The organism is Streptomyces sp. cg40 (genome assembly GCF_050320165.1).
Lineage (GTDB): Bacteria > Actinomycetota > Actinomycetes > Streptomycetales > Streptomycetaceae > Streptomyces > Streptomyces hokutonensis.
Genome location: NZ_CP190128.1, coordinates 8,584,772 through 8,605,155 on the forward strand (window position 1 = coordinate 8,584,772; position 20,384 = coordinate 8,605,155).

The window sequence follows — 20,384 nt, forward strand, 5'->3', positions numbered from 1 at the left end:
ACCGTTCACGCGAAAGGCGGGGCCAATCTGGAGGTTCGCGGTTTGTCAAGGCCGGTCGTGTGGATCGCGCATCTGCACACCGCGCTTACGTAGGCGGAGGCGCACGGTTTCTGGATCGGCCTTCAGCCGGTCAGCGATTCGAGCTGCCGACATGCCTTGATGGACGTAGAGGCGCTCGGCTTCGTCAATGTTCGCCTCGGTGAGCCGCCGCCAGCGGGGCGTAACGCCGTTGCGCTTGAGGATGTCGCTGACCGTCTGCCGCTTGATGCCGAAGCGGCCGGCGAGTTGGTATGTCGTCGACCCTTCCTTATATGCCTCAACCAGCTCTGTGACTTCGGGCGCTTTTAGCCGTTTGGCAACGCGACGCGGCGGCTTCGGCATGCGCTCAACGGATGGAACTTCGGACCCGGGCAGGCTGCCAAGAAGGGTCCGGAGGGCTTGCAGCCTGTACTTCGTGTTCCAGTCGGCTACCTTGTCCCCCACCGGGAAAAACCGGTCCGCAACAGCGGGCCGGTTTTTGTGTTCCGGGTACGCCCTTGTGTCCGTTGTGCGTTTGCCGGTGGTCGGCGTGCCCCCACACCGTCAGGCCGCTTCGGCCAGGACCGGTCGCAGTGGCCAGTCCGTGCTCACCACCTCCGGTGTGCCGCTGCGCGTGAACCACGCCTGGAGTCCGCGTGCTTGGGCCGCGTGCCACGTCGACTGCAGGGTGTGCAGTTCGGCGGGGGACAGGCGCTCCAGCCGGGTCGCGAAGCGGCGGCCCAGGGCCCGTACGACTTCCAGGGAGGCCAGCGCGTCCGCGCCCGCGTCGTGCGCGCCGTCCAGCGTGACGGCGTAGTGCGCGCACAGGTCGGTGAGGGTGCGGCGGCCCTTGCGGTAGCGGTCCAGGTGTTTGTCCAGGACCCGGGGGTCCAGCACCCGCAGCGCCGCCGACTCGAACCAGTGGTCCAGCGAGGACGCGCGGTGGCGGCGCAGTTCGCGGTCCAGCAGGGTCAGGTCGAAGGGCGCGTTCATCACCACCAACGGGCGTCCCATGGCGGCCTGTTCGGCCAGCTCGTCGGCTATCTCGTGCATCACCGGCGCGGGCCAGCGGCCGTTGCGCTGAAGATGCTCATCCGTCAGTCCATGGATCGCCGTCGCCCCGGCGGGCACCGGCACCCCCGGGTTCACCAGCCACCGGGAGACCCGGGGACGGGTACCGGGGGCGTCCTGGACGACGACGGCGGCCGACACTATGCGGTCGGTCTCCACATCCACGCCCGTGGTCTCCGTGTCGAACGCGGCCAACGGGCCCTCGTACCAGCACGTCATACGTACACAACTCCTCGTTCACCCACGGCAGGTGACGCACCGTCTTCTGCCAGTTTGGTGATACCCGTGCTGTTTGCGCCGTACGCCGGAAGGACACAACAGGAGTGCGGGTCTTTGCAGTTCAGCGGCCCGGTACGGGGAAACACTTGGCGTGGAAGGCGAATTGGTCATGGTGATAGCGCAGCCCGAGCGGGGCGGGCTGCTGCCCGAACGGACGGCACCCCATCGCGGATCGCTCGCCACCACCGCCTGCATGGAAACGTTGCAGGTGGGCTATCTGCACGCCGTCGCCGCCGCGGCCGGCTGCTCGCTGTCCCAGCCCTTTCCGGACAACGGCATCGACTGGCACGTCAGTCACGGCTCGCCCGGACACACGGTGGACGACGAGGTCACCATCAAGGTGCAGCTCAAGTGCACCTACCAGATCCCGCCGAACCCGCCAGGACGTTCCTTCTCCTTCACGCTCGACAACGACCACCTGCGCAAGCTCGCCCGCACCCCGGTCTCGGTGCACAAGATCCTGGTCGTGATGCTCGTCCCGCGTTCCCAGGACGACTGGCTGCGCGCCAGCCACGACCGGCTCGACCTGCGGCACTGCTGCTACTGGGTCAACCTCGCCGGTCACGCCATCACCGGCCGGACCCGGACCACCGTGCGCATACCGACCGCACGCATCTTCGACGACCGGGCGCTGTGCGAGATCATGACGCGGGTCGGGACGGGAGGCAGGCCATGAGGGACCGCCCGGTCGAGGAACACCTGAGGCAGGTACGGCCGCACCCCGACGACCATGCCGTCACCACCTCCTGGGAGCGCCCGCCCCAGCCCGACCAGGTCGACCCCGCCGTCCTCGGCGCCCTGCTGCGCCGGCACGGCTGGCAGCGGCGCGGTGGCGCCCCCGGACGCTACGGCCGCTGGACCCCACCCGGGCCCGGCGGCTCGGGCACCAGCCTGCTGGTCCCCGAGAGCCGGGCCTTCCCCGACAGCGACGACCTCCTCGGCGAGGCGCTCTTCGCCCTCGCCCGCAGCAACACCCCCTCCGCCCGAGAGGTCCTCGTCGGCCTCGCCGTACCGAGCGACGAGATCCGCTGGTGGCGGGACATCCCCACCGGCCCGGCCGGCGCCGCGCCCTGGACCGTGGAGGAGCAACTCCGCGCCGCCGCCCGCCAGATGCTGCTCGCCGCCGCCCTCGCCACCCGCGCGCGGGCCGGTTACTACGGCGCCCGCCACCGCCGTCCCGCCGCCGCGTCCCTGGACCACGTCCTCGTAGGCTCCGCCCCCGGCGGCCGGCAGCTCACCGCGTTCGTCCCCGTCGACACGGGCCGCACCCTCGCCGTACGCCTGCACCAGGCCCTGTACGCCACCCGCGAGGCCATCGACTACCAGCGGGCCACCGGCGGCATGGACGCCTTCGACGGGGCCGTCGAGGCGGGCGTCAGCCGCGAGTTGACCGAAGCCGTCGTCGCGCTGGTGCGCGGCACCGAGGGCGCCCGGATCGCCGTCGAATGGGCGCCCGCCGCCGGTGTCCCCGAAGGCTGCGCCGCCCCTGCCGAGGCCGTCGAGTTCTCGCCCGGCGACCTGCCCGTGCTGCGCGCGGCCGGGGCCCGCTATCTGCGCGAGGAACCCTCCATGCCCGTGCGCATCACCGGCTCGGTGGTGCGGATGCGCCGGTCGGGGCCGCGCGGCGAGGGCACCGTACGGATGCAGGTGATCGCGGGCGCCGAGGTCGGGCACGTCCGGATGACGCTGGACGAGGAGTCGTACCGGATAGCCGGTCACGCGCACCTCGTCGGGCTCCCGGTGCGGGTGCACGGGCGGCTGGAGAGCCGGGGCGGCTTCCGCAGGCTGACCGGCGCCTCCGGGGTCGTACCCGTGCAGGTGGACGAGGCGGAGCGGGACCGGCTGATGAAGTCGATCCAGGGGCACGGTGAAAGCACTGCCTTCTTCGAGGAGGCGTGCAGCGGGGAGGACTGAGAGAGGGGAGCCCGGGACAACCGTTTCGCGGTGGGGCCCTTAGGGTCGGTACGATCCCCTATTGCGCGCGCTCACGGTATGGCGCCGCATCCACCCCGCAGTCAGGAGAGACCGGTGTCAGACGTCCGCGTGATCATCCAACGCGATTCCGAGCGGGAAGAGCGCACGGTGACGACGGGCACGACGGCCGCCGAGCTCTTCGCCGGCGAGCGCTCGATCATCGCCGCGCGCGTGGCCGGAGAGCTCAAGGACCTGGCCTACGTCGTCTCCGAGGGGGACGAGGTCGAGGGCGTCGAGATCTCCTCCGCCGACGGCCTCAACATCCTGCGCCACTCCACCGCGCACGTCATGGCGCAGGCCGTGCAGGAGCTGTTCCCCGAGGCCAAGCTCGGCATCGGCCCGCCGGTCAAGGACGGCTTCTACTACGACTTCGACGTCGAGCGGCCGTTCACGCCCGAGGATCTCAAGGCCATCGAGAAGAAGATGCAGGAGATCCAGAAGCGGGGGCAGAAGTTCTCGCGGCGCGTGGTGACCGACGAGGACGCCCGCGCGGAGCTGGCGAACGAGCCGTACAAGCTCGAACTCATCGGCATCAAGGGCTCCGCGTCCACGGACGACGGCGCGGACGTCGAGGTCGGCGGCGGCGAGCTGACGATCTACGACAACCTCGACGCCAAGACCGGCGACCTGTGCTGGAAGGACCTCTGCCGGGGCCCGCACCTGCCGACGACCCGGAACATCCCGGCGTTCAAGCTGATGCGCAACGCCGCCGCCTACTGGCGCGGCAGCGAGAAGAACCCGATGCTCCAGCGCATCTACGGCACCGCGTGGCCCTCCAAGGAGGAGCTGAAGGCGCACCTCGACTTCCTGATCGAGGCCGAGAAGCGCGACCACCGCAAGCTGGGCAACGAGCTGGACCTCTTCTCCATCCCGGATCAGATCGGCTCCGGCCTGGCCGTCTTCCACCCCAAGGGCGGCGTCGTCCGCCGGGTCATGGAGGACTACTCGCGGCGCCGCCACGAGGAGGAGGGCTACGAGTTCGTCTACACCCCGCACGCGACGAAGGGGAAGCTCTTCGAGACGTCCGGGCACCTGGACTGGTACGCCGACGGCATGTACCCGCCCATGCAGCTCGACGAGGGCGTGGACTACTACCTCAAGCCCATGAACTGCCCGATGCACAACCTGATCTTCGACGCGCGCGGCCGTTCGTACCGTGAACTGCCGCTGCGGCTCTTCGAGTTCGGGACCGTGTACCGGTACGAGAAGTCGGGCGTCGTGCACGGCCTGACCCGCGCGCGGGGCTTCACGCAGGACGACGCGCACATCTACTGCACGCGCGAGCAGATGGCCGACGAGCTCGACAAGACGCTCACGTTCGTCCTCAACCTGCTGCGGGACTACGGTCTGACGGACTTCTACCTGGAGCTGTCGACCAAGGACCCGGAGAAGTTCGTCGGCTCGGACGAGGTCTGGGAAGAGGCCACGGAGACGCTGCGCCAGGTCGCCGAGAAGCAGGGGCTGCCGCTCGTGCCCGACCCGGGCGGTGCCGCGTTCTACGGGCCGAAGATCTCCGTCCAGACGAAGGACGCGATCGGCCGGACCTGGCAGATGTCGACGGTCCAGCTCGACTTCAACCTGCCCGAGCGCTTCGACCTGGAGTACACCGGTCCCGACGGCGCCAAGCAGCGGCCGGTCATGATCCACCGGGCGCTGTTCGGGTCCATCGAGCGGTTCTTCGCGGTGCTCCTGGAGCACTACGCGGGCGCCTTCCCGGCGTGGCTCGCGCCTGTGCAGGCGGTCGGCATCCCGATCGGGGACTCGCACGTCGAGTACCTGGAGAAGTTCGCCGTGGCGGCCAAGAAGAAGGGGCTGCGCGTCGAGGTCGACTCCTCCTCGGACCGGATGCAGAAGAAGATCCGCAACGCGCAGAAGCAGAAGGTGCCGTTCATGGTCATCGTCGGAGACGAGGACATGAACGCCGGCACGGTCTCCTTCCGCTACCGCGACGGCTCGCAGGAGAACGGCATCGCGTTCGACGCGGCCATCGCGAAGATCGAGCAGATCGTGGCGGACCGGGTCCAGGTCTGAGCCAGTCGTTCTGCGGGAGGCCCTCGGGGAGTTCAGATCCCCGGGGGCCTCTCGTCGTCCTCCCGCGCGAAGACCTGGAGCAGCCAGGAGGCGAAGGTTCCGGTGACCGCGCCGAGGAGGGCCAGGCCGATGGCCATCATTCCTACGGCGATCAGGCGGCCCAGCGGAGTGATCGGCGCGACGTCGCCGTAGCCGACGGTCGCGAAGGTGGCGCAGGTCCACCAGACGGCGTCGCCGAAGGTCTTTATCGTCGCGCCGGGGGCGTTGTGCTCCTCCTGGTAGACGGAGAGGGCGCCCGCGAAGCCCAGCAGGACGGTGGACAGGCCGGCGTAGACGATCACGCGCGCGTGCAGCGCGAGCCGGGGCCGGCCGTGTCGGCGCTGTACCGCCTCGTAGACCTTGACGACCCGCAGCGGGCGCAGCAGGGGCAGGAGCAGGACCAGGGTGTCGAGCCAGTGGGTGCGGACGAAGCGCAGGCGCCGGCCGCTGAGCCGCCAGCGGACCGCGTAGTCGACGGCGAAGAGCGCCCACGCGGCGAACAGCACGGTGAGGCAGAGGTCCTGCCAGTCGGCCGGCAGGCCGTGGGCCAGGATGCGGACCGCGTACGCGGCGAGGTACACCATCGACGCGATGGCGAGCGGTACCTCGGTGCGGCGCTCCCACCGGGCCTTGCGGCTGTCGTCGTCCATCGGACCAGCTTGGCGGTGGGCCCCCTTCGCGCAACCCCGGCGACACGCCGCGAACGAGCGAAGCCATATGCTGACTTGCATGACGAGTGAGCCGGAGCAGCAGATCGGAGTGGGGACGCCGGACGCGTTCCAGCGCCTGTGGACCCCGCACCGGATGGCCTACATCCAGGGCGAGAACAAGCCGACCGGCCCCGGGGCCGACGACGGTTGCCCCTTCTGCTCGATCCCGGCGAAATCGGACGAGGACGGGCTGATCGTCAGGCGTGGTGAGCTGGTGTACGGGGTGCTCAATCTGTACCCGTACAACGGCGGGCATCTGATGGTCGTGCCCTACCGCCATGTCGCCGACTACACCGACCTGACCGACGCGGAGACCGTGGAGCTCGCGGCGCTCACCAAGCAGGCGATGACGGCTCTGCGGACCGCGTCGGGCGCCCACGGCTTCAACATCGGCATGAACCAGGGGAGCGTGGCGGGCGCGGGCATCGCGGCCCATCTGCACCAGCACATCGTCCCGCGCTGGGGCGGCGACACCAACTTCATGCCGGTGGTCGGCCACACCAAGGTGCTGCCCCAACTCCTCGCGGACACACGGAAGATGCTGGCGGACGCGTGGCCCACGGCGTGAGCCACGCGACCGGGACAGGCTACGCGTCGTAGAGGTCCGCCTTCTTCGGTGACACCTCCTGCACGCCTCCGCTGAGGACCGACGAGCGGGAGCTGAACTTGTCCGTGTTCACGCCGTTCTCGTCGAGGACGCGGATCGCCGCCGCGTGGACCACGCGCAGGACCGGTGTCGCGGCGCGCAGCGCGTCGTCGGCCATGAAGCGGTGGCGCCAGGGCTGGTCGGCCCAGGCGTGCCGCAGGCCGAACGGCTCGGGCAGGGATATGGAACCGCCGAGCCAGTTCAGCAGCGGCGGGTACCAGGTGATCGGGGCGCGGACCGCGAGGCGTACGACCTCGTCGGCGGGGACGAGGGGGAGCTTGACGCTGCGGTTCTCCCACGGCTTGAAGGTCTTCTGGACGCTCTTCGTCGGGGCCTCGGGCTTGCCGGTGAACAGCGAGTTCACGGGCCCGAGCGCGTGTCCGGTGATCTCGATGCGCAGTGTCTTGTGCAGCACGGTCACCGTGATCATCATCGTGATGACCAACTGCCCTTCCCAGAGCGTCCACTGCACGCCCAGGTAGTGCCGCTCGCCGCTGCCGAACTGCTGCTTGTTGCAGATGTCCTGTATCGCGTGCGACTTGACCTGGTACGCCTCGACGTCCGTGCCGTCGGGCCGGGACACCGCCTTGGCGCCCTCGCCGACCGGCGTGACGATCCAGTGCCGTACCGACGCCTTCGGGAAGCCGCCCGTGTTGATCGTGTTCCGCTCCAGCATGCGCAGGTCGTCATGGATGTTGCGGATGACGTCCCAGCTGCGGAAGGGGTGGATCTCCCGGTCGGCGTCGCGCGCGATCAGGTCCTCGGCGAGCTGCCAGCTGCCCCAGCGGGTGCCCATGCCGAGGATGCCCTTGGGGCCGGCGTAGAAGATCGAGTTGGACTGCTGTTCGGCGCTGAGCTTGGCCAGGGACTGGCGCAGCTGCTCGGCCTGGGTCTCGCCGGGGCTGGTCGGCACCGCCTCGGGGACCTTGGCCCCGACGCTGCTGCCGGACAGCAGGCTGTCCCAGCGCCCGCGCAGATCCTTCGCGGTGTTCTCGCAGACCTGCTTGGCCCACAGCCAGCCGACCACGGGCAGGACGACGCACGCGCGCGCGTACCAGGACCAGAAGCCCGCGAAGGGCGCCTTGACCAGGAAGATCACGGCGACCGCGCCCACCGCGACGAGCAGGGTCGTGGCGATCGCGCCGGCCCGCTTGTTGGTCTGGGTGCGCTTGTCGATCAGGCTGCGCAGCTGGAAGACCAGCAGCCAGACGACGAGCCCGGGCAGGAACAGCAGGCCGCACAGCACCATGATCATGGACAGCCTGTTGTCCCGCGCGCGGCGGATGTTGTTGGCCGCCAGGGCGTGCTCCACGACGGCCTGCGGCTCGGTGCCGAACGACTGGATCAGCGGTTTGCGGCCGGGGCCGAGCATGCGGGCCACGACGGCTCCGGCGAACGCCTCACCGAGGTTGGGGCGGAAGATCGTCGCCCACTTGCGGCCCTCGTTGACCGTCGTCTCGTGCCATTCGTTGTCGGCCTTCTTGATGTCCGCGACCGGGTTGTCCCGGTAGGCCGCCGAGGCCAGCGCGAAGGTCGCCGTCTGGCCCTCGTCGCCCGTACGCGGCACCTGTGGTCCGAAGATGTCCGCATAACCGCTGTCAACGGTCATTCCCGCCCCCGATCGCCGCTGCTCCCGCTTCTGCGGCTTTCCCGACTTCCGTGCTCCGCACACCTGTTGATCAGGTCATCAGCGTATCGGCCATCACTGACATGTGTCGGCGGACGGCCGAAAGCCGCCCACCGACAGCGAAGATCCCGAACTACGGGGCGTCAGATCCCGAACTACGGGGCGTCGCCCGCCTGTTCGCGGATTCGTTCGGCGATCTGCGGAGGCATCGGTTCGTGGCGGACGTAGGCGCGGTTGAAGCGGGCCGTGCCGTGCGAGAGGGAGCGGAGGTCGACGGCGTAGCGGCCGATCTCTATCTCGGGGACCTCGGCCCGGATCAGGGTGCGTCCGCCGGTCGTCTGCTCGGTGCCGAGGACCCGGCCGCGCCGCCCGGACAGGTCGCTCATGACGGCGCCCACGTAGTCGTCGCCGACCAGCACGGTCACCTCGGCCACCGGCTCCAGCAGATGGATCTTCGCGTCGGCCGCGGCCTCCCGCAGGGCGAGCGCGCCCGCCGTCTGGAACGCGGCGTCCGAGGAGTCCACCGAGTGCGCCTTGCCGTCCAGGAGCGTGATCCGTACGTCGAGGAGCGGATGACCGGCGGCAACTCCCTTGGCGGCCTGGGCCCTTACGCCCTTCTCCACCGACGGGATGAACTGGCGGGGCACCGCGCCGCCGATGACCTTGTCCACGAACTCGATGCCCGTGCCGCCCGGCAGCGGTTCGACCTCGATCTCGCAGATCGCGAACTGCCCGTGCCCGCCCGACTGTTTGACGTGCCGGCCGCGTCCCTGCGCCTTGGCGGCGAACGTCTCCCGCAGGGAGACCTTGTGCGGGACGAGGTCGACCTGGACGCCGTAGCGGCTGCGCAGCCGTTCCAGGGCGACGTCCGCGTGGGCCTCGCCGAGGCACCACAGCACGACCTGGTGGGTGTCCTGGTTCTGTTCCAGGCGCATGGTGGGGTCCTCGGCGACGAGCCTGCTCAGGCCCTGCGAGAGCTTGTCCTCGTCCGCCTTGCTGTGCGCCTGGATGGCGAGCGGCAGCAGCGGGTCGGGCATCTCCCAGGGCTCCATCAGGAGCGGGTCGTCCTTGGCGGAGAGGGTGTCCCCGGTCTCCGCGCGGCCCAGCTTCGCGACGCACGCGAGGTCGCCGGCGATGCAGTGCGTGAGGGCCCGCTGCTGTTTGCCGAAGGGCGCGGACAGGGCGCCGACGCGTTCGTCGACGTCGTGGTCCTCGTGTCCGCGGTCGGCGAGACCGTGCCCGGAGACATGGATCGTCTCGTCGGGGCGCAGCGTGCCCGAGAAGACGCGCACCAGGGAGACCCGGCCGACGTACGGGTCGGAGGCGGTCTTCACGACCTCGGCGACCAGCGGCCCGTTCGGGTCGCACGCCTTCAGCTCCCGCGCCCTGCCGTCGACCGTGGTGACCCCGGGCGCCTCGCGCTCCAGCGGGGTCGGGAAACCGCGCGTGATCAGCTCAAGGAGCTCGACCGTGCCCAGGCCCTGGCGGGCGCCCTCGGCGGCCGGAGCGGCGGCCAGGACGGGGAAGAACACCCCGCGCGCGACGGCCCGCTCCAGGTCCGCGATCAGCGTCTTGACGTCGATCTCCTCGCCGCCGAGATAGCGGTCCATGAGGGTCTCGTCCTCGCTCTCCGAGATGATCCCCTCGATCAGCCGGTTGCGGGCCTCCTCGATCCCCGGCACCTGGTCGGGCCCGGGCTCGGACTCCTTGCGCTCCCCGGACGCGTAGTCGAACAGCTTCTGCGACAGCAGCCCCACCAGACCGGTCACGGGCGCGTGCCCGTCGGGCCCCGGCGCGCCGTGCAGTGGCAGATACAGCGGGAGTACGGCGTCGGGGTCGTCCGCGCCGAACGCCTCCGCGCAGTACCGGGTCATCGACTCGAAGTCCGCGCGCGCGGACTCCAGGTGCGTGATGACGATGGCGCGCGGCATGCCGACCGCCGCGCACTCCTCCCACACCATGCGGGTCGAGCCGTCCACGCCGTCGGAGGCCGAGACGACGAAGAGGGCCGCGTCCGCCGCACGCAGACCGGCCCTCAACTCGCCGACGAAATCGGCGTACCCGGGAGTGTCCAGAAGATTGACCTTGTACCCGTCCCAGTCGACGGGCACCAGGGAGAGCTGCACCGAGCGCTGCTGGCGGTGCTCGATCTCGTCGTAGTCGGAGACGGTGCCGCCGTCCTCCACGCGGCCCGCCCGGTTCACCGCCCCCGCGGTCAGCGCGAGGGCCTCCACCAGAGTCGTCTTGCCCGATCCGGAGTGGCCGACCAGCACCACATTCCGTACGGACGCGGGGTGGTCGGCCGCCGTAGCCCTGCCGGCGGCTCCGGGGTGTGCGTTCGCCTTGTCGCCCATGGCCTTGCCTCCCGTGCACGGTGAGGTCACTGTGGGCGCGGACACACGGTGCCGCGTGCGGTGGCGGCTCCGATGACGCCCGCGGTGGTTCGAGCTTTCCACTCCCGTCACGGTGCGTCCATACAGCGGACGCGATCCGGCCGCCGGCACCGATGGCATCGCGTCGTGCTGCAGCCTTTCAAAACATGTGCACGCGGGTGCCCGGCCGTCGCCCACGCGCGCGCGTGGCTACGATGGGCCAGCCGGTGGCCAGCAGGGGCCGCGCGGCGACACCGACCCTCCGGGAAGGCCATGCTGAACAAGTACGCGCGTGCATTCTTCACGCGTGTCCTCACGCCGTTCGCCGCGTTTCTGATCCGCCGGGGCGTCAGCCCCGACACGGTCACCCTCCTCGGCACCGCCGGAGTGGTCGCGGGCGCGCTGGTCTTCTACCCCATGGGCGAGTTCTTCTGGGGCACGGTCGTGATCACGCTGTTCGTGTTCTCCGACCTCGTCGACGGCAACATGGCCCGCCAGCTGGGCCGCTCCAGCCGCTGGGGCGCCTTCCTCGACTCCACGCTCGACCGGGTCGCGGACAGCGCCGTCTTCGGCGGCCTGGCCCTCTGGTACGCGGGCGGCGGCGACAACATCGCGCTGTGCGCGGTCTCGATCTTCTGCCTGGCCAGCGGTCAGGTGGTGTCGTACACCAAGGCACGCGGTGAGGCGATCGGACTGCCGGTGGCCGTCAACGGTTTGGTCGAGCGGGCCGAGCGACTGGTGATCTCACTCGTCGCGTGCGGTCTCGCGGGCCTGCACAAGTTCGGCGTCCCCGGCATCCAGTGGCTGCTGCCCATCGCGCTGTGGATCGTCGCCGTCGGCAGCCTGGTCACGCTCATCCAGCGGGTCGTCACGGTCCGCCGGGAGTCCGCCGAGGCGGACGCGGCGGCTGCCGAGGAAGCCGCTCAGCACAGCACCGGGGCGACCCCGTGAGCAGTGCCCGGGAGCGGCTGACCGACGCGCTCTACGGCGTCGGCTGGAGCACCGTCAAGAAGCTCCCCGAGCCGGTCGCCGTCCGGCTCGGCCGCACCATCGCCGACCTCGCCTGGAAGCGTCGCGGCAAGGGCGTACGACGCCTGGAGAGCAACTACGCGCGCGTGGTGCCCGACGCGAGCCCCGAGCGGCTCGCCGAGCTCTCGCGCGCGGGCATGCGGTCGTACCTCCGCTACTGGATGGAGTCCTTCCGGCTCCCCGCCTGGAGCGCGGAGCGCGTCAGGACGGGCTTCGACCCCAAGGACGTCCACTACCTGACCGACGGCATCGCCTCCGGTCGCGGTGTCATCCTCGCGCTGCCGCACCTCGCCAACTGGGACCTCGCCGGCGCCTGGGTCACCACCAAGCTGGAGACCCCGTTCACCACGGTCGCCGAACGCCTCAAGCCGGAGACGCTCTACGACCGCTTCGTCGCCTACCGCGAGGGCCTCGGCATGGAGGTCCTGCCGCACAGCGGCGGCACCGCCTTCGGCACGCTCGCCCGGCGGCTGCGGGACGGCGGCCTGGTCTGCCTGGTCGCCGAGCGCGACCTGTCCGCCTCCGGCGTCGAGGTCGAGTTCTTCGGCGAGGCCACCCGGATGCCCGCGGGACCCGCCCTCCTCGCCCAGCAGACGGGCGCGCTACTGCTCCCGGTGACGCTCTGGTACGACGACTCGCCGGTCATGCGGGGACGCGTCCATCCGCCCGTCGAGGTACCCGAGTCAGGTGACCGGGCCGAGAAGACGTCTGTCATGACACAGGCGCTGGCAGACGCCTTCGCCACCGGCATCGCCGACCACCCGGAGGACTGGCACATGCTCCAGCGCTTGTGGCTCGCGGATCTCGACCCCACGAAGGGGCCCTCGTGAGGATCGGCATCGTCTGCCCCTACTCCTGGGACGTCCCGGGTGGCGTCCAGTTCCACATCAGGGACCTCGCCGAGTACTTCATCCGGCTCGGCCACGAGGTGTCCGTCCTCGCCCCGGCCGACGACGACACCCCGCTGCCGCCGTACGTCGTCTCGGCGGGGCGCGCGGTCCCGGTGCCGTACAACGGCTCGGTGGCCCGGCTGAACTTCGGCTTCCTGTCCGCCGCGCGGGTCCGACGCTGGCTGCACGACGGCGAGTTCGACGTCATCCACATCCACGAGCCGACCTCGCCGTCGCTGGGCCTGCTGGCCTGCTGGGCGGCCTCGGGCCCGATCGTCGCGACCTTCCACACCTCCAACCCGCGCTCCCGGGCGATGATCGCCGCGTACGCGATCCTCCAGGCCGCGCTGGAGAAGATCAGCGCGCGGATCGCCGTGAGCGAGTACGCCCGCCGCACGCTCGTCGAACACCTCGGCGGCGACGCGGTCGTCATCCCGAACGGCGTCGACGTCGACTTCTTCGCCCGCGCCGAACCCAAGCCCGAGTGGCAGGGAGAGACCATCGGCTTCATAGGGCGCATCGACGAACCCCGCAAGGGCCTCCCGGTGCTGATGAAGGCCCTGCCGAAGATCCTCGCCGAACGGCCGAACGCCCGGCTGCTGGTCGCCGGACGCGGCGACGAGGAGGAGGCCGTCGAGACGCTCCCCGAGGAGCTGCGCTCGCGCGTCGAGTTCCTCGGCATGATCAGCGACGACGACAAGGCCCGCTTCCTGCGCAGCATCGACCTCTACGTAGCTCCCAACACCGGCGGCGAGAGCTTCGGCATCATCCTCGTCGAGGCCATGTCGGCGGGCGCCCCGGTCCTCGCCTCCGACCTGCCCGCCTTCGCGCAGGTCCTCGACCAGGGCGCGGCCGGCGAGCTGTTCACCAACGAGGACGCGGACACCCTCGCCGAGGCGGCCGTACGGCTCCTGGGCGACCCGGAGCGGCTGGCACAGCTGAGCCGGCAGGGGAGCGCCCATGTCCGGCGCTTCGACTGGTCCACGGTCGGGGCCGACATCCTGTCCGTGTACGAGACGGTGACCGCCGGTGCGGCGGCCGTCGCCACCGACGAACGCACCGGACTCCGGGCGCGGTTCGGGCTGGCCCGGGACTGAGGTGCGGGACGGTGACCGCGCGGGGGCGTGCTGCTCTCCCGCTTCTCCCGCGCGCGGGGAGGTCGGTTCGGGTTTCCAACTCGGGGTGCCCGTCGGCCGATCCGGCGACGACGCCCGCGCGATCGCCCTGCCTGGCGGTGAGTTCCGCATGGGCGACGCCTTCGACGAGGGGTACCCCGAAGACGCCGAAGGTCCCGTCCGTACGGTCACCGTCGAGCCGTTCCGCATCGACGCGACCGCCGTCACCAACGCGCGCTTCGCCCGCTTCGTGGACGACACCGGATACGTCACCGAGGCGGAGCGGTACGGCAGTTCGTTCGTGTTCCACCTGCTGCTGCACCCCCGCGCGCGGGACGCCGTGTACGGCCAGGTCGAGGCGGCACCCTGGTGGCTCGGGGTGGAAGGCGCGTCCTGGAGAGCACCGGAGGGCCCCGGGTCCGATGTCGTCGACCGCGCGGACCACCCCGTAGTGCACGTGGCGCACCACGATGCCCTCGCCTACTGCGCCTGGGCGGGCGCCCGGCTGCCCACCGAGGCCGAGTGGGAGTACGCGGCACGGGGTGGCCTCGACGGTCGGCGCTATCCCTGGGGCGACGATTTCGCCCCGGAGCGGCTGAACACCTGGCAGGGCGACTTCCCCAGGACCAGTACCCGCACCGGCGGCGCCACGGGCACGGTCCCCGTGGACGCGTACGAGCCCAATGCCTACGGCCTGTTCAACACGTCGGGCAACGTGTGGGAGTGGTGCGCCGACCGCTTCGTACCCGGCGGCGAGGAGCGCGTGATCCGCGGCGGCTCCTACCTCTGCCACGCCTCCTACTGCCACCGCTACCGGGTCGCCGCCCGCTCGAAGAACACCCCCGACTCCTCGACGGGGCACGGGGGTTTCCGGTGCGCGTGGGACCCGACGGGACCGTGACCGGGGACCGGTAGCCTTGCCGCCCGTGAGCGCAACTCTGATCTGGATCCTCGTCGCCCTGGTGGCGATCGGCCTGTACCTGAGCTGGACCGCGGGCCGGCTCGACCGGCTGCACGCCCGGATCGACGCGGCCCGCGCGGCGCTCGACGCCCAACTGCTGCGCCGTGCCTCGGTGACCCAGGAGCTGGCCACCTCGGGCGTCCTCGACCCGGCCGCCTCGATCGTCCTCTACGAGGCCGCGCACGCCGCCCGGCAGGCCGAGGAGGAGCAACGGGAGGTCGCCGAGAGCGAGTTGAGCCAGGCCCTGCGCGCCGTCTTCGCCGAGCCCCCGCAGGTCGAGGGCGTCCGCGAGGCCCCCGGCGGAGAGGCGGCGGCCCGCGAACTCGCCGAGTCGGTACGCCGCGTCCCGATGGCCCGCCGCTTCCACAACGACGCCGTGGGCGCCGCCCGCCGCCTCCGCGAACACCGCAAGGTCCGCTGGTTCCACCTGGCCGGACACGCCCCCTTCCCCATGGCCTTCGAAATGGACGACGAGCCGCCTGCGGCACTGGTGGACCGGGCGGCCTGAACGCTCCGCTGGAAGTCCGGTGCGTCGACCGCGGATCCGTCGTGGCTGGTCGCGCCCCGCGGCGGAGCCGCTGATGTGTACAGCCCCGGGCACCTTCGGGGCGCTGCCGAACTGCACAGGACTTCACCGGACCTGCTTGGACACGTCCGTCGGACCCGGTCGTCGGACACGTCTGTTCGAAAACGATCCACCGCCTACCCATTGGCCCTTGCTGTGGCCTGCATCTCTCGCGTTTCCTCGGTAGTGCAGCAGCCCTCTTTCACCGAGTGAGGTCACCCCGTGTCCAGCACCCCCAGCTCCGCCCAGACTCCCGAGACCGGCACCGCGCGCGTCAAGCGCGGGATGGCCGAGCAGCTCAAGGGCGGTGTGATCATGGACGTGGTCAACGCCGAGCAGGCGAAGATCGCCGAGGACGCCGGTGCCGTCGCCGTCATGGCCCTGGAGCGGGTCCCCGCCGACATCCGCAAGGACGGCGGCGTGGCCCGGATGTCCGACCCGAACATGATCGAGGAGATCATCGAGGCGGTCTCCATCCCGGTCATGGCCAAGTCCCGCATCGGCCACTTCGTCGAGGCCCAGGTCCTGCAGTCCCTCGGCGTCGACTACATCGACGAGTCCGAGGTCCTCACCCCGGCCGACGAGGTCAACCACAGCGACAAGTTCGCCTTCACCACCCCCTTCGTCTGCGGTGCCACCAACCTGGGCGAGGCCCTGCGCCGCATCGCCGAGGGCGCCGCGATGATCCGCTCCAAGGGCGAGGCCGGCACCGGCAACGTCGTCGAGGCGGTCCGCCACCTGCGCCAGATCAAGAACGAGATCGCCCGCCTGCGCGGCTTCGACAACAACGAGCTGTACGCCGCCGCCAAGGACCTGCGCGCCCCGTACGAGCTGGTCCGCGAGGTCGCCGAGCTGGGCAAGCTCCCCGTCGTGCTGTTCTCCGCCGGTGGCGTCGCCACCCCCGCCGACGCCGCGCTGATGCGCCAGCTCGGCGCCGAGGGCGTCTTCGTCGGCTCCGGCATCTTCAAGTCCGGCGACCCGGCCAAGCGCGCCGCCGCGATCGTCAAGGCGACCACGTTCTACGACGACCCGAAGATCATCGCCGACGCGTCCCGCAACCTGGGCGAGGCCATGGTCGGCATCAACTGCGACACCCTCCCCGAGGCCGAGCGTTACGCGAACCGGGGCTGGTGATGACCACTCCCGTAGTCGGAGTGCTCGCGCTCCAGGGCGACGTACGGGAACACCTGATCGCCCTGGCCGCGGCCGACGCCGTGGCCAGGCAGGTCAGACGCCCCGAGGAACTCGCCGAGGTGGACGCTCTCGTCATCCCCGGGGGTGAGTCCACCACCATCTCCAAGCTGGCCGTCCTCTTCGGACTGATGGACCCCCTGCGCGCACGCGTGCGTGCCGGTATGCCCGTCTACGGCACCTGCGCCGGCCTGATCATGCTCGCGGACAAGATCCTCGACCCGCGCTCGGGCCAGGAGACGATCGGCGGCATCGACATGATCGTGCGCCGCAACGCCTTCGGACGTCAGAACGAGTCCTTCGAAGCGGCTGTCGACGTGAGGGGCGTCGAGGGCGATCCTGTAGAGGGCGTTTTCATCCGCGCCCCCTGGGTCGAGTCCGTCGGTGCCGAGACCGAGGTCCTCGCCGAACACGAGGGCCACATCGTCGCGGTCCGCCAGGGCAACGCGCTCGCCACGTCGTTCCACCCGGAACTGACCGGCGACCACCGCGTGCACTCCCTGTTCGTCGACATGGTGCGCGCGAACCTGGCTCCGAGGTCCTAGTAGGATCTCTGGGGTTCGTAAAGAGTTGGGTTACGCGAAGGAGACAGGCAGATGTCCGGCCACTCTAAATGGGCTACGACGAAGCACAAGAAGGCCGTGATCGACGCCAAGCGCGGCAAGCTCTTCGCGAAGATGATCAAGAACATCGAGGTCGCGGCCCGCACCGGTGGCGCCGATGTGTCCGGCAACCCGACGCTGTTCGACGCCATCCAGAAGGCCAAGAAGAGCTCGGTCCCGAACAAGAACATCGACTCCGCGGTCAAGCGCGGCGCCGGCCTCGAAGCCGGTGGCGCCGACTACGAGACGATCATGTACGAGGGTTACGGCCCCAACGGCGTCGCGGTGCTCATCGAGTGCCTCACCGACAACCGCAACCGCGCCGCCTCGGACGTCCGCGTCGCCATGACCCGCAACGGCGGGAACATGGCCGACCCCGGCTCCGTCTCGTACCTCTTCAACCGCAAGGGCGTCGTCGTCGTCCCCAAGGGCGAGCTGACCGAGGACGACGTCCTGGGGGCCGTGCTCGACGCGGGCGCCGAGGAGGTCAACGACCTCGGTGAGTCCTTCGAGGTCATCTCCGAGGCCACCGACCTGGTCGCGGTCCGCACCGCGCTCCAGGACGCCGGGATCGACTACGACTCCGCCGACGCCAACTTCGTCCCGACCATGCAGGTCGAGCTCGACGAAGAGGGCGCCCGCAAGATCTTCAAGCTGATTGACGCCCTGGAGGACAGCGACGACGTGCAGAACGTCTTCGCCAACTTCGACGTCAGCGACGAGGTCATGGAGAAGGTCGACGCGTAGCGCTGCCGCGAGCTGAGCGGGATTTCGGCGGGCCGACGGGACACACCCCGTCGGCCCGCCGCTTTGTCAGTGACACCCGATAGCCTGCACAAACAGGCGATCGAACGAGGGGGGTTGGTGTGCGGGTACTCGGGGTGGACCCCGGACTGACCCGATGTGGTGTCGGTGTCGTCGAAGGCGTCGCGGGCCGGCCGCTCACCATGGTCGGCGTCGGTGTCGTACGGACCCCGGCGGACGCCGAGTTGGGGCTGCGTCTGGTCGCCATCGAGCAGGGCATCGAGGCGTGGCTGGACGAACACCGGCCCGAATTCGTCGCCGTGGAGCGGGTGTTCAGCCAGCACAACGTACGGACGGTGATGGGCACCGCCCAGGCCAGCGCCGTAGCCATGCTGTGTGCCGCGCGGCGCGGCATCCCGGTCGCCCTGCACACCCCCAGCGAGGTCAAGGCGGCCGTCACCGGCAGCGGGCGCGCGGACAAGGCCCAGGTCGGCGCCATGGTGACCAGGCTGCTGCGGCTCGACGCGCCCCCCAAACCCGCCGACGCGGCCGACGCCCTCGCCCTCGCCATCTGCCACATCTGGCGCGCCCCCGCACAGAACCGCCTCCAACAGGCGGTCGCGCAGAACCGACTTCAGCAGGCCGTCGCCCTGCACGCAGCCAAGACCCCGAACGCATCGAAAGGCCGTACCGCATGATCGCCTTCGTCAGTGGCACGGTCGCCGCACTCGCTCCCGACGCCGCCGTGGTCGAGGTCGGCGGGGTCGGCATGGCGATCCAGTGCACGCCGAACACGCTGTCCACGCTCCGCCTCGGCAAGCCGGCCAAGCTCGCCACCTCACTCGTCGTGCGCGAGGACTCGCTCACCCTGTACGGCTTCGTGGACGACGACGAACGCCAGATCTTCGAGCTGTTGCAGACCGCGACCGGTGTCGGACCCCGGCTCGCGCAGGCCATGCTCGCCGTGCACACCCCGGACGCGCTGCGTCGAGCCGTCGCCTCCGGTGACGAGAAGGCGCTGATGGCCGTGCCCGGCATCGGCAAGAAGGGCGCGCAGAAGCTCCTCCTGGAGTTCAAGGACCGGCTCGGCGCACCCGTGGGCACCGGGCCGGCGATCGGTGCCCCGGTCACCAGTGGCTGGCGCGACCAGTTGCACGCGGCGCTCATCGGCCTCGGGTACGCCACCCGCGAGGCCGACGAGGCCGTGGCCGCCGTGGCACCGCAGGCCGAGGCCGCCGAAGGGGCGCCGCAGGTGGGGCAGTTGCTCAAGGCCGCCCTGCAGACCCTGAACCGCGCCCGCTAGGAGACGTCAGTGAACTGGGACGACACGACCGACGAGACCGCCGCCGAGCGGCTGGTGGGCTCGGTCGCCGACCGCGAGGACCAGGCCGTCGAGGCCGCCCTGCGCCCCAAGGACCTGGGCGAGTTCATCGGCCAGGAGAAGGTCCGCGAACAGCTCGACCTGGTCCTGCGCGCCGCACGCGCGCGTGGCGCCACCGCCGACCACGTGCTGCTCTCCGGCGCCCCCGGCCTCGGCAAGACCACCCTCTCCATGATCATCGCGGCCGAGATGGGCGCCCCTATCCGCATCACCAGCGGCCCCGCCATCCAGCACGCGGGTGATCTCGCCGCGATCCTCTCCTCCCTCCAGGAGGGCGAGGTCCTCTTCCTCGACGAGATCCACCGCATGTCGAGGCCCGCCGAAGAGATGCTGTACATGGCGATGGAGGACTTCCGCGTCGACGTCATCGTCGGCAAGGGCCCCGGCGCCACCGCCATCCCGCTCGAACTGCCGCCGTTCACCCTGGTCGGCGCCACCACGCGTGCGGGACTGCTGCCGCCCCCGCTGCGCGACCGCTTCGGCTTCACCGCGCACATGGAGTTCTACGAACCCGCCGAGCTGGAGCGCGTCATCCACCGCTCCGCGAACCTCCTCGACGTCGAGATCGACCCCGCCGGCGCCGCCGAGATCGCGGGACGCTCCCGCGGCACCCCTCGTATCGCCAACCGGCTGCTGCGCCGCGTCCGGGACTACGCGCAGGTCAAGGCCGACGGCTTCATCACCCGGGACATCGCCGGGGCGGCCCTCAAGGTGTACGAGGTCGACGGCCGCGGCCTCGACCGGCTCGACCGCGGTGTCCTGGAGGCCCTGCTCAAGCTGTTCGGCGGCGGACCGGTCGGTCTCTCCACGCTCGCGGTCGCGGTGGGGGAGGAGCGCGAGACCGTCGAAGAGGTCGCCGAACCCTTCCTCGTGCGGGAAGGTCTGCTGGCCCGCACCCCGCGCGGACGCGTCGCCACCCCCGCCGCGTGGGCCCATCTCGGCCTCACCCCACCCCGCTCGTCAACCGGGGGAAACGGACAAGGGGACCTGTTCGGGGCGTGACGGCGGGGGCACTGGCCGGGTCAGGAACCCCGGTGCCATGCTGTGCGTTGTTCCATCAGCGTGGACTCGCTTAGACTCCGCCGATGCCGCCTTTGTGGGCGGCGCCGACCACCCCCATCCACCAGGCCGCTCACCGC

The 20,384-nt window shown here is 70.6% G+C and carries 20 protein-coding genes; 15 read left to right on the forward strand and 5 right to left on the reverse strand.

Annotated features, from left to right (window positions below; translation table 11 throughout):
* Nucleotides 1-45: 45 nt before the first annotated feature.
* Nucleotides 46-381: a hypothetical protein gene (locus ACQHII_RS38805; RefSeq protein WP_427923634.1), complete on the reverse strand. Its 336-nt coding sequence runs from the start codon at nt 379-381 to the stop codon at nt 46-48.
* 201 nt (nt 382-582) lie between these two features.
* On the reverse strand, nt 583-1,308 hold the full coding sequence (locus ACQHII_RS38810) for a 3'-5' exonuclease (RefSeq protein WP_427923635.1): 726 nt from the start codon (nt 1,306-1,308) through the stop codon (nt 583-585).
* Between the two features lie 169 nt (nt 1,309-1,477).
* On the opposite strand from ACQHII_RS38810, the gene ACQHII_RS38815 reads away from it, so the two are divergent.
* From ACQHII_RS38815 to thrS, 3 genes are all read left to right on the forward strand, one after another.
* Nucleotides 1,478-2,044 carry a DUF4365 domain-containing protein gene (locus ACQHII_RS38815; RefSeq protein ID WP_093624554.1) on the forward strand — a complete coding sequence of 189 codons (567 nt, stop codon included), beginning with the start codon at nt 1,478-1,480 and terminating at the stop codon, nt 2,042-2,044.
* Nucleotides 2,041-3,282, forward strand: coding sequence for a hypothetical protein (locus tag ACQHII_RS38820; RefSeq protein WP_427923636.1), 1,242 nt, complete (start codon nt 2,041-2,043; stop codon nt 3,280-3,282). Before ACQHII_RS38815 ends, ACQHII_RS38820 begins: the two co-directional genes overlap by 4 nt.
* 114 nt (nt 3,283-3,396) lie before the next feature.
* Entirely contained in the window at nt 3,397-5,373 is a 1,977-nt protein-coding gene (gene thrS, locus ACQHII_RS38825; protein WP_427923637.1) for a threonine--tRNA ligase, read from the forward strand.
* A 32-nt stretch (nt 5,374-5,405) separates the two neighbouring features.
* On the opposite strand, the gene ACQHII_RS38830 is transcribed toward thrS, so the two are convergent.
* On the reverse strand, nt 5,406-6,062 hold the full coding sequence (locus tag ACQHII_RS38830; RefSeq protein ID WP_427923638.1) for a potassium channel family protein: 657 nt from the start codon (nt 6,060-6,062) through the stop codon (nt 5,406-5,408).
* Between the two features lie 67 nt (nt 6,063-6,129).
* Between ACQHII_RS38830 and ACQHII_RS38835 the strand changes: the two genes are divergently transcribed.
* Complete coding sequence (locus tag ACQHII_RS38835; protein ID WP_019066352.1) at nt 6,130-6,690, forward strand: HIT family protein; 561 nt, start codon at nt 6,130-6,132, stop codon at nt 6,688-6,690.
* A gap of 19 nt (nt 6,691-6,709) precedes the next feature.
* On the opposite strand, the gene ACQHII_RS38840 is transcribed toward ACQHII_RS38835, so the two are convergent.
* Together ACQHII_RS38840 and ACQHII_RS38845 are read right to left on the reverse strand one after the other, a co-directional pair.
* The gene (locus tag ACQHII_RS38840) at nt 6,710-8,377 is read right to left on the reverse strand and encodes a hypothetical protein (RefSeq protein WP_427923639.1); all 1,668 of its coding nucleotides are present in this window, start codon (nt 8,375-8,377) and stop codon (nt 6,710-6,712) included.
* A gap of 173 nt (nt 8,378-8,550) precedes the next feature.
* On the reverse strand, nt 8,551-10,749 hold the full coding sequence (locus ACQHII_RS38845) for an elongation factor G-like protein EF-G2 (protein ID WP_427923640.1): 2,199 nt from the start codon (nt 10,747-10,749) through the stop codon (nt 8,551-8,553).
* A gap of 291 nt (nt 10,750-11,040) precedes the next feature.
* Between ACQHII_RS38845 and pgsA the strand changes: the two genes are divergently transcribed.
* From pgsA to ruvB, 11 genes are all read left to right on the forward strand, one after another.
* A complete protein-coding gene (pgsA, locus tag ACQHII_RS38850; RefSeq protein ID WP_427923641.1) occupies nt 11,041-11,718 on the forward strand; it encodes a phosphatidylinositol phosphate synthase in 678 nt (225 codons plus the stop codon).
* A complete protein-coding gene (locus ACQHII_RS38855; protein WP_427923642.1) occupies nt 11,715-12,626 on the forward strand; it encodes a phosphatidylinositol mannoside acyltransferase in 912 nt (303 codons plus the stop codon). The genes pgsA and ACQHII_RS38855 overlap by 4 nt, the downstream gene beginning before the upstream one ends.
* On the forward strand, nt 12,623-13,783 hold the full coding sequence (locus ACQHII_RS38860; protein ID WP_427923643.1) for a glycosyltransferase family 4 protein: 1,161 nt from the start codon (nt 12,623-12,625) through the stop codon (nt 13,781-13,783). Before ACQHII_RS38855 ends, ACQHII_RS38860 begins: the two co-directional genes overlap by 4 nt.
* Before the next feature lie 85 nt (nt 13,784-13,868).
* Nucleotides 13,869-14,702 (forward strand): formylglycine-generating enzyme family protein, encoded by an 834-nt coding sequence (locus ACQHII_RS38865; RefSeq protein ID WP_427923644.1) that lies wholly within the window; start codon nt 13,869-13,871, stop codon nt 14,700-14,702.
* Between the two features lie 25 nt (nt 14,703-14,727).
* The gene (locus ACQHII_RS38870; RefSeq protein WP_427923645.1) at nt 14,728-15,270 is read left to right on the forward strand and encodes a hypothetical protein; all 543 of its coding nucleotides are present in this window, start codon (nt 14,728-14,730) and stop codon (nt 15,268-15,270) included.
* 342 nt (nt 15,271-15,612) lie between these two features.
* Nucleotides 15,613-16,461 carry a pyridoxal 5'-phosphate synthase lyase subunit PdxS gene (gene pdxS, locus ACQHII_RS38875; protein ID WP_234468195.1) on the forward strand — a complete coding sequence of 283 codons (849 nt, stop codon included), beginning with the start codon at nt 15,613-15,615 and terminating at the stop codon, nt 16,459-16,461.
* The gene (pdxT, locus tag ACQHII_RS38880; protein WP_427923646.1) at nt 16,461-17,063 is read left to right on the forward strand and encodes a pyridoxal 5'-phosphate synthase glutaminase subunit PdxT; all 603 of its coding nucleotides are present in this window, start codon (nt 16,461-16,463) and stop codon (nt 17,061-17,063) included. Before pdxS ends, pdxT begins: the two co-directional genes overlap by 1 nt.
* 51 nt (nt 17,064-17,114) lie before the next feature.
* Complete coding sequence (locus tag ACQHII_RS38885; RefSeq protein ID WP_019066362.1) at nt 17,115-17,867, forward strand: YebC/PmpR family DNA-binding transcriptional regulator; 753 nt, start codon at nt 17,115-17,117, stop codon at nt 17,865-17,867.
* Between the two features lie 119 nt (nt 17,868-17,986).
* The gene (ruvC, locus tag ACQHII_RS38890) at nt 17,987-18,562 is read left to right on the forward strand and encodes a crossover junction endodeoxyribonuclease RuvC (protein ID WP_329246026.1); all 576 of its coding nucleotides are present in this window, start codon (nt 17,987-17,989) and stop codon (nt 18,560-18,562) included.
* Nucleotides 18,559-19,167, forward strand: coding sequence for a Holliday junction branch migration protein RuvA (gene ruvA, locus ACQHII_RS38895; protein ID WP_200686517.1), 609 nt, complete (start codon nt 18,559-18,561; stop codon nt 19,165-19,167). The genes ruvC and ruvA overlap by 4 nt, the downstream gene beginning before the upstream one ends.
* Before the next feature lie 9 nt (nt 19,168-19,176).
* Nucleotides 19,177-20,247: a Holliday junction branch migration DNA helicase RuvB gene (gene ruvB, locus ACQHII_RS38900; protein WP_093624529.1), complete on the forward strand. Its 1,071-nt coding sequence runs from the start codon at nt 19,177-19,179 to the stop codon at nt 20,245-20,247.
* Nucleotides 20,248-20,384 lie beyond the last annotated feature (137 nt).

Excerpts from the sequence above, each read along its gene's own strand:
- ACQHII_RS38805 (WP_427923634.1), bottom strand. The coding sequence starts at position 381 with ATGCCGAAGCCGCCGCGTCGCGTTGCCAAACGGCTAAAAGCGCCCGAA.
- ACQHII_RS38810 (WP_427923635.1), bottom strand. The coding sequence starts at position 1,308 with ATGACGTGCTGGTACGAGGGCCCGTTGGCCGCGTTCGACACGGAGACC.
- ACQHII_RS38815 (WP_093624554.1), top strand. The coding sequence starts at position 1,478 with ATGGTGATAGCGCAGCCCGAGCGGGGCGGGCTGCTGCCCGAACGGACG.
- ACQHII_RS38820 (WP_427923636.1), top strand. The coding sequence starts at position 2,041 with ATGAGGGACCGCCCGGTCGAGGAACACCTGAGGCAGGTACGGCCGCAC.
- ACQHII_RS38830 (WP_427923638.1), bottom strand. The coding sequence starts at position 6,062 with ATGGACGACGACAGCCGCAAGGCCCGGTGGGAGCGCCGCACCGAGGTA.
- ACQHII_RS38835 (WP_019066352.1), top strand. The coding sequence starts at position 6,130 with ATGCTGACTTGCATGACGAGTGAGCCGGAGCAGCAGATCGGAGTGGGG.
- ACQHII_RS38840 (WP_427923639.1), bottom strand. The coding sequence starts at position 8,377 with ATGACCGTTGACAGCGGTTATGCGGACATCTTCGGACCACAGGTGCCG.
- ACQHII_RS38845 (WP_427923640.1), bottom strand. The coding sequence starts at position 10,749 with ATGGGCGACAAGGCGAACGCACACCCCGGAGCCGCCGGCAGGGCTACG.
- pgsA (WP_427923641.1), top strand. The coding sequence starts at position 11,041 with ATGCTGAACAAGTACGCGCGTGCATTCTTCACGCGTGTCCTCACGCCG.
- pdxS (WP_234468195.1), top strand. The coding sequence starts at position 15,613 with ATGGCCGAGCAGCTCAAGGGCGGTGTGATCATGGACGTGGTCAACGCC.
- pdxT (WP_427923646.1), top strand. The coding sequence starts at position 16,461 with ATGACCACTCCCGTAGTCGGAGTGCTCGCGCTCCAGGGCGACGTACGG.
- ACQHII_RS38885 (WP_019066362.1), top strand. The coding sequence starts at position 17,115 with ATGTCCGGCCACTCTAAATGGGCTACGACGAAGCACAAGAAGGCCGTG.
- ruvA (WP_200686517.1), top strand. The coding sequence starts at position 18,559 with ATGATCGCCTTCGTCAGTGGCACGGTCGCCGCACTCGCTCCCGACGCC.